This window comes from Massilia rhizosphaerae (assembly GCF_016093545.1).
GTDB classification, from domain to species: domain Bacteria; phylum Pseudomonadota; class Gammaproteobacteria; order Burkholderiales; family Burkholderiaceae_D; genus Telluria; species Telluria rhizosphaerae.
The window spans coordinates 15,771-36,105 of record NZ_JADKYX010000011.1 but is presented as its reverse complement, the minus strand read 5'-3'; the positions used below and the strand labels follow the sequence as shown (position 1 = coordinate 36,105).

The 20,335-nt window shown below is 65.3% G+C and carries 16 protein-coding genes and 1 tRNA gene; all 17 read left to right on the top strand.

The features are described 5' to 3' along the window. Nucleotides 1-260 precede the first annotated feature (260 nt). The 17 genes from ISF28_RS16710 to ISF28_RS16630 all read left to right on the top strand — a co-directional run bounded on the left by ISF28_RS16710 (nt 261) and on the right by ISF28_RS16630 (nt 20,335). Nucleotides 261-2,189 (top strand): glycoside hydrolase family 127 protein, encoded by a 1,929-nt coding sequence (locus ISF28_RS16710; protein ID WP_198118308.1) that lies wholly within the window; start codon nt 261-263, stop codon nt 2,187-2,189. An 81-nt stretch (nt 2,190-2,270) separates the two neighbouring features. Next, nucleotides 2,271-2,345, top strand: a tRNA-Arg gene (locus ISF28_RS16705). A 135-nt stretch (nt 2,346-2,480) separates the two neighbouring features. Beyond that, nucleotides 2,481-4,406 (top strand): ATP-binding cassette domain-containing protein, encoded by a 1,926-nt coding sequence (locus ISF28_RS16700; protein WP_198118307.1) that lies wholly within the window; start codon nt 2,481-2,483, stop codon nt 4,404-4,406. Nucleotides 4,407-4,460: 54 nt separating this feature from the next. Then, nucleotides 4,461-5,186, top strand: coding sequence for a CAAX prenyl protease-related protein (locus ISF28_RS16695; RefSeq protein ID WP_198118306.1), 726 nt, complete (start codon nt 4,461-4,463; stop codon nt 5,184-5,186). A 38-nt stretch (nt 5,187-5,224) separates the two neighbouring features. Continuing rightward, a complete protein-coding gene (gene epsL, locus ISF28_RS16690; protein ID WP_198118305.1) occupies nt 5,225-6,421 on the top strand; it encodes an XrtB/PEP-CTERM-associated polysaccharide biosynthesis outer membrane protein EpsL in 1,197 nt (398 codons plus the stop codon). A gap of 8 nt (nt 6,422-6,429) precedes the next feature. Further along, the gene (locus tag ISF28_RS16685; RefSeq protein WP_198118304.1) at nt 6,430-7,809 is read left to right on the top strand and encodes an undecaprenyl-phosphate glucose phosphotransferase; all 1,380 of its coding nucleotides are present in this window, start codon (nt 6,430-6,432) and stop codon (nt 7,807-7,809) included. 167 nt (nt 7,810-7,976) lie between these two features. Next, the gene (gene gmd / locus ISF28_RS16680) at nt 7,977-9,092 is read left to right on the top strand and encodes a GDP-mannose 4,6-dehydratase (RefSeq protein ID WP_198118303.1); all 1,116 of its coding nucleotides are present in this window, start codon (nt 7,977-7,979) and stop codon (nt 9,090-9,092) included. Nucleotides 9,093-9,095: 3 nt separating this feature from the next. Continuing rightward, the gene (gene fcl, locus ISF28_RS16675) at nt 9,096-10,076 is read left to right on the top strand and encodes a GDP-L-fucose synthase (protein ID WP_198118302.1); all 981 of its coding nucleotides are present in this window, start codon (nt 9,096-9,098) and stop codon (nt 10,074-10,076) included. A gap of 230 nt (nt 10,077-10,306) precedes the next feature. Then, entirely contained in the window at nt 10,307-11,350 is a 1,044-nt protein-coding gene (locus tag ISF28_RS16670) for an EpsD family peptidyl-prolyl cis-trans isomerase (protein ID WP_307727451.1), read from the top strand. A 34-nt stretch (nt 11,351-11,384) separates the two neighbouring features. Continuing rightward, complete coding sequence (gene epsE, locus ISF28_RS16665; protein ID WP_198118301.1) at nt 11,385-12,173, top strand: polysaccharide export protein EpsE; 789 nt, start codon at nt 11,385-11,387, stop codon at nt 12,171-12,173. 49 nt (nt 12,174-12,222) lie between these two features. Beyond that, nucleotides 12,223-13,644 carry a chain length determinant protein EpsF gene (gene epsF / locus ISF28_RS16660; protein WP_198118300.1) on the top strand — a complete coding sequence of 474 codons (1,422 nt, stop codon included), beginning with the start codon at nt 12,223-12,225 and terminating at the stop codon, nt 13,642-13,644. Nucleotides 13,645-13,659: 15 nt separating this feature from the next. After that, the gene (gene epsG / locus ISF28_RS16655) at nt 13,660-14,544 is read left to right on the top strand and encodes a chain length determinant protein tyrosine kinase EpsG (protein WP_198118299.1); all 885 of its coding nucleotides are present in this window, start codon (nt 13,660-13,662) and stop codon (nt 14,542-14,544) included. Nucleotide 14,545: 1 nt separating this feature from the next. Then, nucleotides 14,546-15,445, top strand: coding sequence for an exosortase B (gene xrtB / locus ISF28_RS16650; RefSeq protein ID WP_198118298.1), 900 nt, complete (start codon nt 14,546-14,548; stop codon nt 15,443-15,445). Then, a complete protein-coding gene (gene epsI, locus ISF28_RS16645; protein ID WP_198118297.1) occupies nt 15,442-16,134 on the top strand; it encodes an exosortase-associated protein EpsI, B-type in 693 nt (230 codons plus the stop codon). Before xrtB ends, epsI begins: the two co-directional genes overlap by 4 nt. Before the next feature lie 12 nt (nt 16,135-16,146). Beyond that, nucleotides 16,147-17,613: an O-antigen ligase family protein gene (locus tag ISF28_RS16640; RefSeq protein ID WP_198118296.1), complete on the top strand. Its 1,467-nt coding sequence runs from the start codon at nt 16,147-16,149 to the stop codon at nt 17,611-17,613. After that, on the top strand, nt 17,610-19,127 hold the full coding sequence (locus ISF28_RS16635; RefSeq protein WP_198118295.1) for an oligosaccharide flippase family protein: 1,518 nt from the start codon (nt 17,610-17,612) through the stop codon (nt 19,125-19,127). The genes ISF28_RS16640 and ISF28_RS16635 overlap by 4 nt, the downstream gene beginning before the upstream one ends. Continuing rightward, nucleotides 19,124-20,335, top strand: coding sequence for a glycosyltransferase family 4 protein (locus ISF28_RS16630; protein WP_229519148.1), 1,212 nt, complete (start codon nt 19,124-19,126; stop codon nt 20,333-20,335). Before ISF28_RS16635 ends, ISF28_RS16630 begins: the two co-directional genes overlap by 4 nt.

Sequence of the window (20,335 nt, the reverse complement as noted above, 5' to 3'; positions counted from 1 at the left end):
TTCAATTCTTCCGGCGAAAACATCGGGATTTTATTGTCCTGTGTAAGTCAGAATTGAGGCTTCGATAAGCCGGGAATGAGCGGATCGTCCATGACGCGACGCGCCCGCGCCCGGCGTGGCGTTTGCGCGGACGTGCAGCGGATTTATGCGGATGTTTTTTATTTATGAAGTACAATCTGTCGTGATCGCCACTGCATGAGGGGACCGGCCGCGGACGCTGGACCATGCAGGCGCCCTTTCTCTACAACCTACTATCCAACATGACATTCCAGAACATGAACCCCGTCGACACCGCGGCCGACACGCTGCCCGCGGACGTGCGCCGGCGCCGCCTGGTGCAGTCGCTGGCGGCCGCGCCGCTGCTGGCGGGATGGCGCGCCGCGGCGGCCCGGGAAATGGACAAGGATGAGTCCGTGCGGCCCTTCGCCCTCGCCGATGTGCGCTTGCTCGACGGTCCTTTCCGCAAGTCCCAGGAGCTCGACCTGCGCTACCTGGAATCGCTGAATTGCGACCGCCTGCTGCACAATTTCCGCGCCAACGCCGGCCTGGCGCCCAGGGCGCCGGTGTATGGCGGCTGGGAATCGATGGATCTGTGTCCCGGCCACACGCTGGGTCACTTCCTGAGCGCGGCTTCCATGATGTGGGCGGCAACCGGGCAGGCGACGATGCGCGCGCGGGTGGACTATGTCGTGAGCGAACTGCGCGCCTGCCGCGACGCGGCGCCCGGCCGCCTCGTATGCGGATTTCCCGACGGCGAGACGCAACTGCGCCATTGCCTGGCGGGGCAACCGGTCGCCGGCGTGCCGTGGTACACGATACACAAGATCATGGCCGGATTGCGCGACGCGCATCTGCATGCCAACAACGCCGAGGCACTCCCCATCCTGACGGGCATGGGCGACTGGATCGACGCGGCGGCACGGCCGCTGGACGACGTGCGCTTCCAGAAGATGCTCGAGCTCGAGCACGGCGGCATGAATGAAGTCCTGGCGGACTTGCATGCGCTGACCGGGGAGACGCGCTACCTGCGCCTGGCCGAACGGTTCAGCCACCGCGCGCTGCTCGACCCGCTGGCCGAAGGACGCGACATCCTGGACGGCCTGCATGCCAACACCCAGATCCCGAAGGTGGTGGGCTTCGCGCGGCTGCATGGGCTCACCGGACGGACGGCGTACCGGCAGGCTGCGCATTACTTCTGGACCAACGTGGTGGAACAGCGGTCGTATGCCACCGGCGGGCATGGCGACGAGGAGAAGTTCTTTCCCGTCCCGCAGACGGAAGAACGGCTGGGCTCGGTCCTGACGATGGAAACCTGCGGCACCTACAACATGCTGCGGCTGACCCATGCGCTGTTTGCCGAGAGTCCGTCGGCGCATTACGCCGACTACTACGAGCGCGCGCTGCTGAACGGGATACTCGGCTCGCAGGACCCCGACAGCGGCATGGTGACCTATTTCCAGCCTACGCGTCCCGGCTATCGCAAGCACTATGGCATGCCGGAGCAATCGTTCTGGTGTTGCACCGGAACGGGCATGGAGAACCATGCGAAGCACGGGAATGCCATCTATTTTCACGGCAACGACGCCCTGTTCGTGAATCTGTACATCGCGTCCGAGCTGCATTGGGCCGGGCAAGGCGTGCGCCTGCGCCAGACCACGCGGTTCCCGGAAGAGGGTAGCGCGCGCCTGGCGTTCGGGATGGCGCGGCCCAGGGAATTCGCGGTCCGGTTGCGTCACCCGGCCTGGTGCCGGCGCCTGACGGTGCGGCTGAACGGCCGCGTCGTGGCCGAGAGCGACCAGGCCGCCCGCTACGTGGAGGTCAGGCGCACCTGGCGCGACGGCGACGTGCTCGAGGTCGAGATGCCGATGCACGTGTATTCGGCGCCCTTGCCCGGCGCGCCGGGCGTGGTCGCGGTCATGTATGGCCCGCTCGTGCTGGCGGGGCGTCTTGGCCGGGACGGTTACACGCCCGGCTCCGATGTCGTCGCGGGAAATGGATACGGGATGAAGATCCACGAGAAGTACGAGGTTCCTGCGCTGAAGCTGAATGGTGCGGGTATCGAGACCGTGGTGCGGCGCCGCGACCGCGGGCTCGTGTTCGACCTGGACGCAGCGGGCCCGAAGCGGGAGCTGGTGCCGTACTACCGCATCGCGCACGACCGCTACAACCTGTACTGGGTCCTGAGTTGACGCCCGCGGGCAGCCCGGTGCGCGAGGCGATTGTGGGAGGCACGTCCGTCAGGTAGAATAGTCGACTGCCGAGCGCAGCGTGTCGCCATAGTACAATGGATAGTACAAGGTCCTCCTAAGACTTAGATGCAGGTTCGATTCCTGCTGGCGACACCATTCCCGCCGATTCCACCGATTCCCCATCCGCAACGCGGCGATTCATCAGGCCGGGTCCCCCTTCGGTACAATGCCTGCTTTCTCACACTTTTCATCGATGTCCGCGCGCGGATGCGCGTCGCGGCCGCTTACACCATGGCTGTCATTTCCCTCACTTCCGCGCAACTGGCCTTCGGCCACGTCGCGCTGCTCGACCATGCCGATTTCTCGCTGGAAGCCGGCGAGCGCGTCGGACTCATCGGCCGCAACGGCACCGGCAAGTCGTCGCTGCTGAAAATCATTTCCGGACGCTCGAAACTGGACGACGGCCTGCTCGTGATGCAGCAGAACGTCAAGATCGCCTACGTCGAACAGGAGCCCGTGTTCGATCCCGACATGACGGTGTTCGATGCGGTGGCCACCGGCATGGGCGACCAGCAGGCGATGCTGGCCGAGTACGAAGCGTTGACCGGGCAATTTGGCCAAGGCAATGATGACGCGGTCATGGAGCGCATGCACGATCTGCAGGTCAAGCTCGATGCGACGGATGCCTGGAACCTCGGCAACAAGGTCGAGACGACCCTGGGCCGCCTGGGCCTGGCCGGCGACGCGAAGATGGGGACGTTGTCCGGCGGCATGCAGAAGCGCGTGGCGCTGGCCGTCGCGCTCGTGTTCAGCCCCGACGTGCTGCTGCTCGACGAGCCGACCAACCACCTGGACTTCACGTCGATCCAGTGGCTCGAAGGCCTGCTGCGCGAATTCCGCGGCTCCGTGCTGTTCATCACCCACGACCGCCGTTTCCTCGACAACGTCGCCACGCGCATCGTCGAACTGGACCGCGGCCGCCTGCTGTCGTTCCCCGGCAATTTCAGCAAGTACCAGGAGCGCAAGCGCGAACTGCTGGCGATCGAGGAAGTCGAGAACGCCAAGTTCGACAAGGTTCTTGCTCAGGAAGAAGTGTGGATCCGCAAAGGCGTGGAAGCGCGCCGCACCCGCAACGAAGGCCGCGTGCGCCGCCTGGAAGACTTGCGCCTGCAGCGCGCCGCGCGCCGCGACCAGCAGGGCCAGGTGCGCATCGACGTCGCCACCGGCGAGCGTTCCGGCAAGATCGTCGCGGAACTGGACAACATCTCCAAATCGTATGGCGAGAAGGTGATCGTCAAGAATTTCACGGGCACGATCATGCGCGGCGACAAGGTCGGCCTGATCGGCCCGAACGGCGCCGGCAAGACGACGCTGCTGAAGATCATCCTCGGCGAGGAAACGGTGGACAGCGGCAACGTCAAGCTGGGCACGCGCCTGAACGTGGCGTACTTCGACCAGATGCGCGCGCAGCTGAACGAAGAGGCGTCGCTCGCCGACACCATTGCGCCGGGCAGCGACTGGGTCGAGATCAACGGCCAGCGCAAGCACGTGATGAGCTACCTGGGCGACTTCCTGTTCGCGCCCGAGCGCGCCCGTTCGCCCGTGAAATCGCTGTCCGGCGGCGAGCGCAACCGCCTGCTGCTGGCGCGCCTGTTCGCCAAGCCCGCCAACTGCCTCGTGCTCGACGAACCCACCAACGACCTCGACATCGACACCCTGGAATTGCTGGAAGAATTGCTGACGGACTATACGGGCACCGTCTTCCTCGTCAGCCACGACCGTACCTTCCTCGACAACGTCGTCACGCAAGTCATCGTGTCCGAAGGGCAGGGCGTGTGGCGCGAATTCGTCGGCGGCTACAGCGATTGGGAGCGCGTGAAGACGACCGCGGCGGCCGCGCCCGCGGCGCCGGCCGTAGCACAGAAGGCGGCGCCGGCGAAAGCGCCGGATATGTCATCCAGCGCACAGAACGCATCCGGCAAGAAGGTAAAGTTGAGTTACAAGGAGCAGCGAGAGCTGGAGGAATTGCCTCAGCTCATCGCCAGCCTTGAAGACGAGCAGTCGGCGATCACGGCACAGCTGAACGCGCCCGACTTCTACAAGACCAATCCCGCCGACGCGCGCCGCATGAACGCGCGTTTCGCGGAAATCGAGGAATCGCTGCTCGACGCCCTGGAGCGTTGGGAGCGCCTCGAAGCGCGCGCGCGGGGAGAGTAGTCCATGCGCTAGCGCATCGAAAAGCGCGGGCCAGGCGCCCGCTGACGGAGAAACATGACTGAGCATGACGACCGCTACGCCGTGCCCGCCACGGCAGCCATCCCCGCCGACGCTCCCATGTTCAACCGCGCGGCCTGGATCCGCATCCTGCCCTTCGCCGCGTATCTCCTCTTCATCGTCATCGGCGACGTGAGCGAGCGCCTGGGTGTCCGGCCGGACGCCCTGCGCTGGCTGTACCCCGCCAAGATCGCCCTCGTGGCCTTGTTGCTGGCGCTGTTCTGGCGCCGCTATCACGAACTCTCCCGTTTCCGTTTGGCACCTTCGACCGCCGCGATCGCGCTGGCGGCGGGCGTCGCCGTGTTCGTTCTGTGGATCAGCCTGGACGCCGGCTGGATGGTCGTCGGTGCGCCGGCCGGCTACGACCCGCGCGTCGACGGCCGCATCGCCTGGTTGCTCGTGGCGATCCGCATCGCGGGCGCCGCGCTCGTCGTGCCCATCATGGAGGAATTGTTTTGGCGTTCTTTCCTGATGCGATGGGTCGACGACCCGGATTTCGAATCCGTTGAGCCCTCTCAACCGAGTACCAAAAGCTTCGTCATTACCGTCCTGCTGTTCGGCTTCGAACATAACCTCTGGCTTGCGGGGATCGTGGCCGGTGCGGCCTACAGCCTGCTGTACATGCGTCACCGCAACTTGTGGTCGCCGATCCTCGCGCATGCCGTGACCAACGGCCTGCTGGGTGTGTGGGTGGTTCGAACCGGCAGCTGGTCTTACTGGTAAGTCGTCCGGCAATTAACACTTCAAGAAGATAAACAACCATGTTGAATTCCCGCGTACGCCCCCTTGCCCTGTTGCTGTGCTCCCTGTTCTCGCTGCCGGCCGGCGCCGGCCCGAACGATGCGCTCCACCTGTATGCTGGCGTTGCCTACGGCCACGACGACAACTTGCTGCGCGTGCCGGACGGCCAGCCCGCGTTCGACGGCACCCGCGCCGATTCATGGTGGCAGCGGGAGGGCGGATTAATCTTCGATAACACCTATAGCCGGCAACGGATTTCCATCGTGGCCAAGCTGTCCAAGTACGATTTCAATCACTTCAAACAGCTCAATTACGATGGCAAGGACTTGCAGGCAACGTGGTTCTGGCAACTCGGCAACCACCTGGAAGGCAAGATCGGCACGACCTACGAACAGGTGCTGGCGCCGTACACCGATTTCCAGAGCAACGAACGCAACCTGCGCCGCAGCCGCACCCAGTTCGCGGAAGGCGCGTGGCGTTTCCACTCGTCCTGGCGCGTGCGCACGGGCTTCCAGCGCGACAAATACGATTACGCGCTGTTCGCCCAGCGCTACAACAACCGCACGGAAGATGCGAGCGAGCTGGAGCTCGATTACCTGCCCAGCAGCGGCAGCACGGTCGGCCTCGTGGCGCGCCGGGTGAAGGGCACGTATCCGTATCCGCGCCCCGTCGGCCCGTTCCTTCTCAACGACAATTTCACGCAGGACGAGCTGAAGGCCCGGGTGCTGTGGCTGGCCACGGGCTCGACGACCTTCGACGCGCTCGTCGGCTACACGCGGCGCGACCAGCCCTCGTTCGGCGCGGGCAGGACGAGCGGCATGGCGGGCAAGATCAAGGCCACCTACCAGCCGCGCGGCAAGATGACCTATAACGCGGCCGTCTGGCGCGATTTCGCGCCGCTGGAAAGCACGGTGGTGAGCTATACGCTGAACAAGGGCGCCAGCATCGGCGCCCAATGGGATGCGACGGCCAAGATCAAGGTGAATGCCGACGCCGTCTACGAACGGCGCAACTACAACGCCCGCGCGACGTTCGCCGGGCTGGGCGACATCCGCGACTCCATCCGCACGAGCAGCCTGTCCGCGACGTGGTCGCCGCGCCCGACCGTGCACGTGTCGGCCGGGCTTGCGCACCAGGCGCGCAGCGGGTCGGTGGTGCTCGGCACCGGCAGCTTCACGTCGAACAGCGTGACGCTGTCGGCCAGTGCGCAGTTCTGATCGAATTTATGACCGTCAATGACATACCGCTGATCTCGTTTTTCCAGCGCGTACTCGATCCGCTGATCATCATGGGCACGCTGTATCTGTCTGCGCTGCTGTTCCATGAGCCGTTCTCGGGCTACCTGCTGGTGTTGATGGTTCTCGCCTTTTTCATTTCGTCGGCCGTCTACCAGCACGTCGACCCGTACCGCACGTGGCGCAGCGGCCGGATGTGGGCGTATGCGCGCGACACGGTATTCGGCTGGTGCGTGACGCTGGCCGTGCTGATGTTCCTCGGTTCGTCCAGCGGCCTCAAATACTATTACGACGAGCGCGTGCTGCTGGCCTGGGCCGTCGCCACGCCGCTGATTCTCCTGGGCAGCCACATCGCCGTGCGCGTGGCCAACCGGCCCGGCACGAGCAAGGAAGTGCGGTCCGTGGTCGTCGTCGGCGTCAACGACGTCGGCCTCAAGTTCGCCGGCGTCTGCGATCGCCATCCGAACCTCTTCATGCAGGTGCGCGGCTTCTTCGACGACCGCGACGGCGACCGCCGCCCGGCCCAACTGCCGCATCCGATGCTGGGCAAGACGAGCGAGCTGGCGCAGTACGTGCGCAGCCACGGCATCAAGATGATCTTCATCAGCCAGCCGATCTCGGCGCAGCCGCGCATCCGCAAGCTCATCGACGAGTTGCAGGACACCACGGCGTCCGTCTATTTCCTGCCCGACGTCTACATCTTCGACCTGATGCAGGCGCGCTTCGACAACGTCGGCGGCATGCCCGTCATCGCGATCTGCGAGACGCCGTTCATGGGCCTGAACAGCACGATCAAACGCGCGTCCGACATCGTGCTGTCCTGCCTCATCCTGCTGTTGCTGGCGCCGCTGATGCTGGTGGTCGCCGTGGCCGTCAGGATGAGTTCGCGCGGCCCGGTCATCTTCCGCCAGCGCCGCTACGGCCTGTATGGCGAGGAAATCATCGTCTACAAATTCCGCTCGATGAAGGTGATGGAAAACGGCGGTACCGTCGTGCAGGCCCGCAAGGACGACGACCGCGTGACGCCCATCGGCCGTTTCCTGCGCCGCACGTCGCTCGATGAATTGCCGCAGTTCATTAACGTGCTGCAAGGCCGGATGAGCATCGTCGGACCGCGTCCGCACGCGGTCGCGCACAACGAACAATATCGCAAGCTGATCAAGGGATACATGCTGCGGCATAAGGTCAAACCGGGGATCACCGGTTGGGCGCAGGTCAACGGCCTGCGTGGTGAAACTGCCACGCTGGACAAGATGGAGGCGCGCATCCAGTACGACCTCGACTACCTGCGCAACTGGTCGCTGTGGCTGGACCTGTGGATCGTGCTCAAGACCGTGAAAGTGGTGCTCACGCGCGAGAACGCGTTCTGATCCATGGGGCCCGCTAAGTGGGATCACTTTGGGGTCGCTTAGGTTCGACTTAAAGAGGCAGATTCAAACGGATCGGCGCTTGCGGCGCCGGATGGGCTGCGTAGAATAATTGATGAGATTGCAATTATTTATTGACTTTGCATAACATTTCGCCAGGGAAGCAGGCAATGAAAAAAGCGCTGATCACGGGTGTGACGGGACAGGACGGTTCCTATCTCGCGGAACTATTGCTGGCCAAGGGCTACGAAGTGCACGGCATCAAGCGCCGCGCCTCGCTCTTCAACACGGAGCGGATCGACCACATCTACCAGGACCCGCACGTCGAAGACAGTCGCTTCCACCTGCATTACGGCGACCTGTCCGACACGTCCAACCTGAACCGGATCATGTGCGAGGTCAGGCCCGACGAAGTCTACAACCTGGGCGCGATGAGCCACGTGGCCGTGTCGTTCGAATCGCCGGAATACACGGCCGACGTCGACGCCATCGGCACCTTGCGCCTGCTGGAAGCGATCCGTTTCCTCGGCCTGGAAAAGACGACGCGGTTCTACCAGGCGTCGACGTCGGAACTGTACGGCCTCGTGCAGGAAACGCCGCAGCGCGAGACGACGCCGTTCTATCCGCGCAGCCCGTATGCCGTGGCCAAGCTGTACGCCTACTGGATCACGGTCAACTACCGCGAAGCATATGGCCTGTATGCCTGCAACGGCATCCTGTTCAACCACGAATCCCCGCGCCGCGGCGAAACGTTCGTCACGCGCAAGATCACGCGCGGTTTGGCCAATATCTCGCAAGGCTTGGAGCAGCAACTGTACCTAGGCAACCTCGACGCGCTGCGCGACTGGGGCCATGCGCGCGACTATGTCGAGATGCAATGGCTCATGCTGCAACAGGACCTGCCGGAGGATTACGTGATCGCGACCGGGCGCCAGTATTCCGTGCGCCACTTCGTCGAAGTGGCGGCGCGCGAGCTGGGCATCGAGATCGCGTGGCAGGGCGAAGGCGTGCACGAACGCGGCGTGATCGCCGCCGTCCACGGCGACAAGGCGCCCGGGGTCGTGGTGGGCCAACCGATCGTCGCCGTCGACCCGCAATACTTCCGTCCGACGGAAGTCGAGACGCTGCTCGGGGATCCGGGCAAGGCGCGCCGCCGGCTGGGCTGGGAGCCGCGGACCTCTTTCGACGCGATGGTGCAGGAGATGGTGGCGCACGACCTCGAGACGGCGCGCCGCCTCAAGCTGCTGGCATCGCATGGCTACAACGTTGCAATTTCATTGGAGTGAACGTTGAATACTCAACCCCGCATCTACGTGGCCGGCCATCACGGGCTGGTCGGCTCGGCCATCGTGCGCGTGCTGCGCGCGCAAGGCCACACGAACATCGTCACGCGCAGCCACGCGGAACTCGAACTGACCGACCAGGCCCAGGTTCGCGCCTTCTTCCGCGACGAGCGCATCGACCAGGTCTACCTGGCCGCGGCCAAGGTCGGCGGCATCCATGCGAACAACACGTATCCGGCCGAGTTCATCTACGACAACATGATGGTGCAGGCGAACGTCGTGCACGAAGCGTGGCAGAGCGGCGTGAAGAAATTGCTGTTCCTCGGCTCGTCGTGCATCTATCCGCGCCTGGCCCAGCAGCCGATCAAGGAAGAGTACTTGATGAGCGGCATGCTGGAGCCGACCAACGAACCGTATGCGATGGCGAAGATCGCCGGCATCAAGCTGTGCGAAAGCTATAACCGGCAATACGGCACCGATTACCGCAGCGTGATGCCGACGAATTTGTACGGTCCTGGCGACAACTATCATCCGGAAAACAGCCATGTGATCCCGGCACTGATGCGCCGCTTCCACGAAGCCAAGCTGAGCGGCGCACCCGAGGTCGTCATCTGGGGCAGCGGCAAGCCGATGCGCGAATTCCTGTACGTGGACGACATGGCCGAGGCGAGCGTCCACGTGATGAACCTCGACCACGACACGTATGCGGCAAACACGGATCCGATGCATTCGCACATCAACGTCGGCACGGGCGAGGACGTCACGATCGCGGAGCTCGCGCGCCTCGTCGGCGAAACGGTCGGCTACCGCGGCCGCATCGCGTTCGACACCAGCAAGCCCGACGGCACGCCGCGCAAGCTGCTCGACGTGTCCAAGCTGAAATCCCTCGGCTGGCAGGCGCATACGCCGTTGCCGGAAGGCTTGCGGCGCGCGTACGCGGCCTTCGTCGACCTGATGGCGGATCAGGAAAAACGGGCCGCCGCGTGACGCGCGACAGGGAACCATACTGCAGAGTGTTAATTGACGAACAGATACCGAAGCGTGCGGCTCCCAGAATGAACGGGCTAGGGGGAACCTCGAAAAACCGTCGCGAGCGGCCGCAGGTTTGGCTGAGAAGCGCAGCTGTACGAATAGTACAGCGAGCATCGCAAGGCTCGGCGCCCCCGCCAAACCTGCAACGCGCAGTAGGTTTTTCGACGTGCCCTAAGGAATCCAACTTGAACAACAACTACGTGGCTGCCATCATGAAGATATCTTCCCCTACGACTCCCAAGCGCGTGCTGTGCGCCGCGCTGATCCTGGTTGCGGCAACCTTGAGCGCGTGCAGCGACAAGGCGAAGGACAAGAAACCCGGCCAGGCGCTGGCGAGCGTGAACGGGGAAGAGGTCACGGTGCTCCAGCTCAACGAGGAATTGCAGCGCGCCGGCGTGTCGGCCGCCCAGCAGGATGCCGCCAGCAAACAATTGCTGCAGGTCTTGATCGATCGCCAGTTGCTGGAGGAAGCGGCGGCGAAGGAAAACCTCGACCGCGACCCGAAGGTCATGCAGGCGATCGACCGCGCCCGCGCGCTGATCATCGCTCAGGCCTATCTGCAAAAGCGCATCGGCAACGTGGCGAAACCGACGCCGGCGGAAGTCGAGGAATACTACAACAAGCATCCGGAATTCTTTTCCAACCGTAAGCAGTTCAGTATGAACGAACTCGTGATTTCCGCCAACGACCTGACGCCCGAGCTGCGCAGCGCGGCCGACCACGCCAAGTCGCTGGAGGAAGTCGCGGTGTGGCTGGACGCGCACAAGATCAAGTACGGCCGCAACCAGGTCACGCGCTCGACGGCCGACGTGCCGCCGCAACTGTCGTCCAAGCTGCTGGGCATGCCCAAGGGGCAGCTCTTCGTCGTCAAGGAAGGACCGCGCGCGATGTTCATTACCGTCGCCGACATCAAGGACGCGCCGGTGAACCTGGCGGTCGCGTCGAACCAGATCCAGCAATTCCTCATGAATCGCAAGAACAAGGAATTGGCCGCGGCCGAGCTGAAGCGCCTGCGCGCGGACGCGAAGATCGTCTACCTGAACAAATCGATGGTGCCCGATCCCAAGTCCGCGCCGGCCTCGCCCGCCGGCGCGGCGCCGTCCAGCGCGGTGGCGAACGCCGACCCCGCCGCACCGGCCGCCGCCGTCCCCGAAGGCACCGCACCGGCCGACAACGCATCCGGACCCGACAAGGCAGCGCTCGACCGCGGCGTCGCCGGATTGAAGTAATTCGAACCACCTTGACGAACAAGAAGGAGTGAACATGAAACGATTCGTACACTGGATGATCGCGGCAGTCCTGACATTCGGCGCCGGCATGACGGGCGCCGCCGAAATCCTGCTGGGCCCGGGCGATGTGGTCAAGGCGTCGGTCTACGGCAGCCCCGACCTCGCGACCGAAACGCGTGTGTCGGAGAGCGGCACCATGACCTTCCCGCTGCTGGGCGAAGTGCAGGTCGGTGGCCTGACGACGCAACAGGCGGAAAAGAAAATCGGCAACCTGCTGGAGAAGGGCGGTTATCTCAAGAAGGCCCAGGTCAACCTCCTGATCACCACGCTGGCCAGCCAGCAGGTGTCGGTGCTGGGCCAGGTCAACCGTCCGGGCCGCTATCCGGTCGACGGTCCGCGCAAGGTGCTCGACCTGCTGGCCCTGGCGGGCGGCATCGGTGCCGAAGGCGGCGACATGGTCACCCTGGTGCGCACCCACAACGGGGTCACCAAGCGCGAAACGATCGACGTCGTCGACATGGTGCGCAAGGGCGAGATGAACCGCGATTACGAAGTCGCCGGTGGCGACATCATCTTCGTCGAGCGTGCGCCGCGTGCCTACATCACGGGCGAGGTGCAGCGTCCGGGGCCGTTCCGCCTCGAGCGCGCGATGACCGTCCAGCAGGCCCTGTCGGCCGGCGGCGGCCTGACCCAGCGCGGTACGCAGCGCGGCCTGCGCATCACGCGCCGCGATGCGAACGGGACGATGCACACGATCGATGCGAAGGCGGATGACCTCGTGCAGACCGACGACGTCATCACGGTCAAAGAATCGTGGTTCTGATGTAGCGGCGGCCCTGGTCTTTTGTTCCACTCCGTTTTAAAGGTTCATCATGAACGTCCATCAATTCCTGCTGATCTTGCTTGCACGGAAGAAGATCATCCTGACGACCCTGCTGGTCACGGTCGCGCTGGCCCTCGGGTTCAGCCTGATCCAGTCCAAGACGTACAAGGCAACGGCATCCGTTCTGTTGAACTACAAAGGCGTGGATCCGTTGACGGGGCTGACGATGCCCGGGCAATTGCTGCCGGGTTATATGGCCACGCAGATCGACATCATCAGCAGCAAGAACGTGGCGCTGCGGGTCGTCGATGCATTGCATCTGGCTAATAGCCCGGCGGTCATCGAGCAGTTCAAGGATGCGACCGACGGCCAGGGTTCCGTGCGCGACTGGCTAGCCGACCTGCTGCTGAAGAAGCTCGAGATCGTGCCGTCGCGCGAATCGTCCGTCGTCGAGATCAGCTTCAAGGGCGCCGACCCGCAATTCGCGGCCGCGGTGGCCAATGCGTTCGCCGACGAGTACCAGAAGATCTCCGTGCAGCTCAAGACCGATCCGGCCAAGAAGACGGCCGCGTACTTCAACGAGCAGACCAAGCAGCTGCGCGACAACCTCGAAGCGGCGCAGGCCCGCCTGTCCAAGTATCAGCAGGAGAAGGGCATCGTGAGCCTCGATAACAACCGCGTGGACGTCGAACTGGCGCGCCTGAACGATTTGTCGGCCCAGCTCGTCGCCGCGCAGGCGGCCGCGATCGAAGGCACGGCGCGGCAGGGCGCGGCCGGCTCGGCGCTGACGTCGCCCGACGTGGCCAACAACGCCCTGATCCAATCCATGCGCGCCAACGTGGCCCAGGCCGAAGGCAAGTTCGCCGACACGGCCCAGCGCTACGGCCGCAACCACCCGCAATACCAGGCCGCCAAGGCCGAGCTCAACAAGGTGCGCGCCGAGCTGAACGCCGCCCTCGGCACCGTGTCGCGCAGCGTGGGCGCGAACGCCCAAGTGCTGCGCCAGCGCGAAGCGGATCTGCGCGCAGCCGTGGCCCAGCAAAAAGCGAAAGTGCTGGAAATGAACCGCGCACGCGACGAACTGGGCGTGCTGCTGAAAGACCTCGACAGCGCCCAGCGCGCCTTCGATGCCGCGTCGCAGCGCTTCTCGCAGACCCGCATCGAAGCCCAGTCCGAGCAATCCGACATCTCGGTGCTGAACCCGGCCGTGCCGCCGACCCAACCTTCGGGACCGCGCGTGCTGCTCAACACCCTGGTCGCGTTCCTGCTCGGCACGATCCTCGGTGTCGGCCTGGCCCTGCTGCTGGAACTGCTGAACCGGCCGGTGCGTTCGGCCAGCGACGTCAAGGAAATGCTGGGCATCCCGGTGCTCGGCACGATCGAATGGAATTTGCCCCATGGCCGGGCGCGCGGAAGGATGGGATCACTACGGTCCTTGATGACGCCGCGTCGCCTGCTCCGTCTTAACTGACTCTTGGACTCCAACATGAACTCCCCGATCCTAAACACGCGGCCTGCCGCGCATGAGCTGGAACGTCAGAGTGCGGAAACGAGCATGGGCGCGCTGCTGCTCGACTCGGGCAAGCTCAATCCGGAAGATGCCGAGCGCGTGCTGCGCATGCAGAAGGAGACCGGCATCCGCTTCGGCGAGGCGGCCGTGCGCCTGGGCCTGGTCAGCGAAGACGACATCCAGCAGGTGCTGGCGCGCCAGTTCTCCTATCCCTATCTGCAGAAAGGCCAGGCCGGCCTGTCGCCGAAGCTGCTCGCGGCCTACGATCCGTTCTGTCCGCAAGTCGAATCGCTGCGCGCGATCCGCAGCCAGCTGATGCTGCGCTGGTTCGCGCGCGGGCGGCGCGCGCTGGCCATCGTCGGCGTGGATCCGGAAGACGGCGCCGCGCTGTTCGCGTCCAACCTGGCGATCGTGTTCTCCCAGCTGGGCGAGCAGACGCTGCTGGTGGACGCGAACCTGCGCGCCCCGCGCCAGCAGGACGCGTTCGCGCTCAAGCCGCGCCAGGGCCTGTCCGACCTGTTGGCCGGCCGTGCCGACCTCGACGTGATCGCGCGGGTGCCCGCGTTCGTCGACCTGTCGATCATGCCGGCCGGCACGTTGCCGCCGAACCCGCAGGAACTGCTCGCCCGCGAAGGCTTTCGCAACCTGAACACGCAGCTGGAGAGCCGCTACGACATCGTGCTGTACGACGTGCCCCCGTTCCAGGTCGGCGTGGATTCCGTCGCCGTGGCGAGCCGCGCCGGCGGCGCCCTGCTGGTCACGCGCAAGAACTACACGCGCATTTCGCACATCGGCCGCGCCGCCGAGCAACTGGTCGACGCCGGCTGCGAAGTCCTCGGCTCGGTGGTGATGGAGTTCTGACATGGAAACCGGAGTACGCGCCGGCAGAATGCGGCAACACGCGCCGGACTTGCGCGCGCTGCGCGCCGTCCTGCCCGAATGGTGGCCCGTCTTCCTCGGCCTGGCCATCCTGTTCGTTCCCACGTTCTACGACCTGTTCACCGGCCCGTGGATCGGCGAAGAGCAGGGCCACGGGCCGATCATCTTCGGCCTGGCGCTGTGGCTCATCTACCGCAAATGGCCCGAGGTGCTGGAGGCGACGACGCCCGCACGTTCGAGCTGGGCCGGCTGGCCCATCCTCGCCATCGGCCTCGTCGTCCACCTGCTCGGGCGTTCCCAGCACATCCTGATGCTGGAAATCCTGTCGATCATCCTCGTCATGGCGGCCGTGCTGCTCGTCAAGCGCGGCGGGCGGGCGCTGCTGGTGCTGTGGTTCCCGTTCTTCTTCATGCTGTTCATGGTGCCGCTGCCCAGCGAATTCGTGGCGGCCGTGACGATGCCGATGAAGATGGCCGTGTCATGGGGAACCGAGCACCTGCTGTTCGCGTTCGGCTACCCGATCAGCCGCTCCGGCGTGATCCTGCAGATCGGCCAGTACCAGCTGCTCGTGGCCGACGCCTGCGCCGGCCTGCAGACCCTGCTGACCCTGGAGGCGCTGGGCCTGTTCTACCTGAACCTGATGCGCCATCCCTCGGCATTCCGCAACATCGGCCTGGCCCTGTTCATCGTTCCGATCTCGTTCTCCGCCAACGTGATCCGCGTCGTCGTGCTGACGCTGATCACGTATTACTTCGGCGACGCGGCGGGGCAGGGCTTCCTGCACGGCTTTGCCGGCATGGTCCTGTTCGTGACGGCGCTCGTGCTGATCCTGTCGATCGACTCCGCGTTGCAATGGACCATCCGGCGCAGGGAGGCGGCATGAACCGGAAATTCCTCGCCAGCGTGATCCTGGGCGCGACGATGGCCGGCACGTCCGCGCTGACGGGTGCCCTCACGCCGAAGGAGAAGGTGGCGGCCGTCCAGGACAAGTTCGACCTGGATGCCATGATTCCCAAGCGCTTCGGCAACTGGACGGTCGACGACACCGTCGTGCCGCTGACGCCCGACGAGACGCAGAAGGAACTCATCGCCACCCTGTACGACCAGACACTGGCGCGCACCTACGTCAACGACGCGGGCCAGCGTGTGATGCTGTCGATCGCCTATGGCGGCGACCAGAGCAAGCAGTTGCAGCTGCACCTGCCGGAAGTGTGCTACGTGGCGCAGGGCTTCGACATGGTCCATGACGAGAAGGGCGAGCTCGCCACCCATTACGGCAACGTCCCCGTCAAGCGCCTCGTGGCGCGCCAGAACGCCCGCAACGAACCGATCACGTACTGGGTGACGATCGGAGACAAGGCCGTCATGTCCGGCCTCGGCCAGAAATACCAGCGCTTCCTGTACGGCCTGACGGGCAAGATCCCCGACGGCATGCTCGTGCGCGTGTCGACCATCGAAGCGGACGAGCACAACGCCTACCGCGTGCAGGAGCGCTTCGTGAACCAGATGCTGGATGCCATGTCGCCCAAGGGCCGCATGCGGCTGCTGGGCGCGGCCACCGGCAAGAGTTGACCGAGCGAACCAATGCAGAATTTTCTCTTCTATATCTACACCTCGCTTCCGTTCGTCGTCGTCGCGCTGCTGGCGGTGCTGGCCGTGGTCGGGATGGGCGTCGGGATGGTGTGGCCGCGCTTCCTCGCCTACATCTACATCGCCGTGTTCTTCTTCCGCAACTCGACGAGCTACGGTTCGCTGGCGGCGTTCGCCACGCCCGGCGTGTACAGCCGCGGTTCGGGCGTGCTGTTCTTTCCGCTGCTGCTGTGGTGCATGGCCGGCGCCTGGTGCTGCGCGCGCGTGTCCGCCAGCTTCCAGCGCTATCCGGCGCCGCCGTGCAACCTGCGGCCCTGGTTCCTCGCCTGGTTCCTGCTGCTGGGCGGCCACGTGGCGGTGGCGCTGTTTTCCAACGTCACGCTGGCGGAGGCGCTGGCGCCGTCCGGGTTTTCCAACATCATCTGGATGGCGCCGCTCGTCTCGCTGATGCTGCTGTCGTTCCGCATCCGCGAGCATGCGATCGAGCTGTCGCGCTTCATCATGCTGGCGGGCCTCGGACGCGCCATGTTCGGCCTCGCGCGCTGGGCCTTCCTCGGCGGCGACCCGAACAACGTGTATGCGAACATGAACGACATCAAGATCAAGCTGACGTTCTTCGACATCAACGACAGCATGCTGTGCACGATCGCGTTCGCCATCGCCGCCGTCAACCTGTTCCAGGTCGTCAAGAACAAGCGCTCGCTGTTCTGGACGGCCATCGACTGGGCCACCTTGTGCGCGACGGCCGCCTGCATCGTGCTGTCCTACCGCCGCAGCGCGTGGATCGGCTTCGTGCTGGCCTTCCTCATCATCATGATGCGCTTCCCGCTGCAGCGCCGCATCCACATGCTGGCGCTCGGCGCCCCCGTGATGGGCGCGGGCTTGCTGTATGCGGCGATCCGCCGGCTGGGGCACACGAAGGGCGCGGGCAAGGGGCTGTCCAGCCTGTTCTACGACATGGAATCGCACCGCTTCGGCGCCCAGAGCGAACGCGTGCTCGAACTGAAACTCGCGCTGGGCGACTTCATTTCCCATCCGCTCACGGGCATCGGGTCGTGGGGCCGCTATACGGGCTACCAGCAGATCTCGTGGCAGACCGGCCAGGACGGCGGCCTGTTCCTGCACAGCGGCGTGCTGCACATCGCCCTCAAGGCGGGCCTGCCCGGCCTGATCCTCTTGGGCGGGACGATCTGGGTGTTCACCCGCTTCGCGCGGCGCGCGCTGCGCACGTTGCCGCCGGAACTGCTGGGTCTGGCGACGGCCGGTGCCGCGGGCCTCGCCTTCATGTTGCCGGATTTGCTCGTCGGCACGCCGTTCCCCCAGGTGAGGACGACGCAGATGCTGGCGATCTGCCTGGCGCTGCCCTACGTGGCGATGGCCGCGTTCCGCGACCAGCCGGCCGTGCAGCCGGTCCCGGCCGCGAAGCGCCGCCACGTCAACCTGGTGCCGGCGCACGTATGAACCTGAGCCTCGTCCGCAATGCCTTCTCGAACCTGCTCGGCGCCGTGATCCCCGCGCTGGTGGCGCTGGGCACCGTGCCGCTCGTCGTCAAGGGCCTGGGCGATGCCAGCTACGGCGTGTATTCGCTCGTGACGGCGATCGTCGGCTATTTCGCCGTCATCGACATCAACGTCACGGCCGGCTCCGTCAAATACATCGCGGAATTCAATGCACACCGCGACCAGGAACGGATCGACGAGACGGTGTTCTTCGGCCTGTCCGTGTACGCGCTGCTGGGCCTCGTCGGCGGACTCGGCCTGTTCTTCGGCGCGCACTTTTTCGTCACGCGCGTGTTTTCCGTGCCGCACGCGCTCGAGCACGAGGCGGTCGCCACCTTGAGGCTGGCGGCGCTCGGCTTTTTCGTCGGCCAGTTGCAAAGCTATCTGCAGAGCGTGCCCCAATCGCTGATGCGCTACGACATCGCGAGCCGCATCGAAATGGTGTTCGGCACCTGCGTGCCGCTGCTGACGGTCGCCGTGCTGATGCTGGGGTACGGGTTGTTCGAAGTGATCCTGCTGCGCGTAATCACCAGCGCGATCAATTGCGCCGTGTTGTGGCGCTGCATCCGCCACCTGCTGCCGGCACTGCGCTACCGCCGGCCGGGCGCCACGATCCGCCGCGAGCTGCTGGGATTTTCCGCGTACTCCTTCCTGAGCCGCTTCGCGAGCCTGTCGTACGCCTATGCCGACAAGCTGATCATCGGCGCGCTCGTCGGCGTGACGGGCCTGGCGTACTTCACCGTCGCGTCCACGCTCGCGAACCGCATCCTGAGCCTCACGTACCGCCTGTCCGGCGTCTTCTTTCCGGCCGCGAGCGCGCTGGCGGCGCGCGGCGAGCTGGAGCGCCTGAAGCAGCTCTATCTCAAGGCCAGCCGGTATGTCGTGTTCATCAACGCTTCCGTGCTCGTGCTCGTCGCCGTGTTTTCCTACCAGATCCTGTATTACTGGATGAACCCGCAGTTCGCGCGGGCGGGGCAGGTCGTGCTGTCCGTGATGGCCCTGTCGCAATTCATCGACTCGCTGACGAGCCTGCCGTCGCTCGTGAACGACGGCATGGGCCATCCGCGCCTGTCCGGCACGTTCGCGCTGGCGCGGGCCGCGTTCGGGCTGCTGGTCGTCTACCTGGGCGTGGCCGGCTGGGGCATCGAGGGCGCGGCGTGGGGGCACCTGATCGCGTCCGTCCTGCTGACCTGCGCCTTCCTCGTGGCCGTGCATGGGCGCACGGTGCCGGCGCAGCTGCGCGACCTGCTGCAGCGGTCGTATTCGCCCAGCGTGCTCGGGGTGGGCGTGGTGGCGCTCGCCGCGCAAGCGGGCAACCGCCTGCTCGACGGCGGCCCGCTCGATCTCGTGCTGCTGGTCTTGCTGACGATGGCGCTGCTGTTCGCGTACGGCGCGCTGTTCGTGATCGAAAAGGATGACAAGGACCTGGCCTGGTCGCGCGTAAAAGGCTTGTTGTCGATGAGGAAAACGGTTTGAAAATCCTGATGGTTTCGGAGGATTTGCCGGGCAGCCAGATCGGCGGCCTGGGCAAGCATGTGGTCACGCTGTCGAATGCCCTGCTCGAACAGGGGCACGACGTCGACATCATGGGACGCAGCGACCGCTTCCATGCGGGCAGCGCCGACGACATCGGTTTTCGCGGGCGGCTGCTGCCCGGCTTCGCCTTTGCGCGCCCCGGCTGGAAAGAATCCCAGCTCGGCTTCTTCAACCCCGTCAAGCGTCCGGTGTTCGCGCGGCGCGTGGCGCGCGCGCTGATGCGCGAGGCCGCCAGGTACGACGTCGTGCACTACCACGGCCACCTGCCGATGGCGGGGCGCTACGTGCCGTCCGCCGTGAACTTCGTCCAGACCCGGCACGACCAGGGCAGCGAGTGCGTCACGCACCTGCGCTTCAAGGACGAGCACGTGTGCGACACGCGCGACGTGCGCGATTGCGCGGCCTGCATCCATCCGTCGCCCAATTCGCTGCGCCGCGCCGTGTCCGGCCTCGCGGTGGGGCGCTACCGGTCGGAAGCGGCCGAGGCCTTCGCGCGCCACAAGACGGTGTTCGTGTCCGACTTCCTGCGCCGCGCCTTCCTGCGCGCCGTGCCCGACGCCGACCTGTCGCGCGCACGCGTGATCCACAACTTCATCCGCTATCCGCTGCTGCGCGAGCAGGCAGCCGCGGCGGGCGAGGCGAAGGCGGGCGAGGTCCTGCTGGTGGGGCGCGTCGACGCGGGCAAGGGCTTCGGCGAATTCCTGCTCCAGGCCCAGGGCTGGCTGCCGCAGCATGCCAGGGTGACCATCGTCGGCGACGGACCGCTGCGCGCCCAGCTCGAACAGCGCTTCGCCGGCCCCCAGGTGCGCTTCGTCGGCTGGCAGCCGTACGAGGAGGTGATCCGGATGTCGGCGCGCAGCCACGTGCTGGTCGTGCCCTCGGTGTGCGAGGAAGCGTGTTCCACGACCGTGCTGGAGGCCCTTGCCCTGGGCAAGCCCTGCGTGGCGCTGGCGCGCGGCGGCACGCCGGAACTGGCGGCCTACCAGTATTACGACGGCCAGCTGCAACTGGCCGAGACCATGCCGCGGCTCGTGGAGCGGCTGGCCCACATCCTGGACCGCGCGCCAGCGACGGTGCCGCTTCCGGATGCCTTCCCGATGGACGTGTTCCACGCCATTCCCCAGATCCTGGACTTCTATCACGAGTGA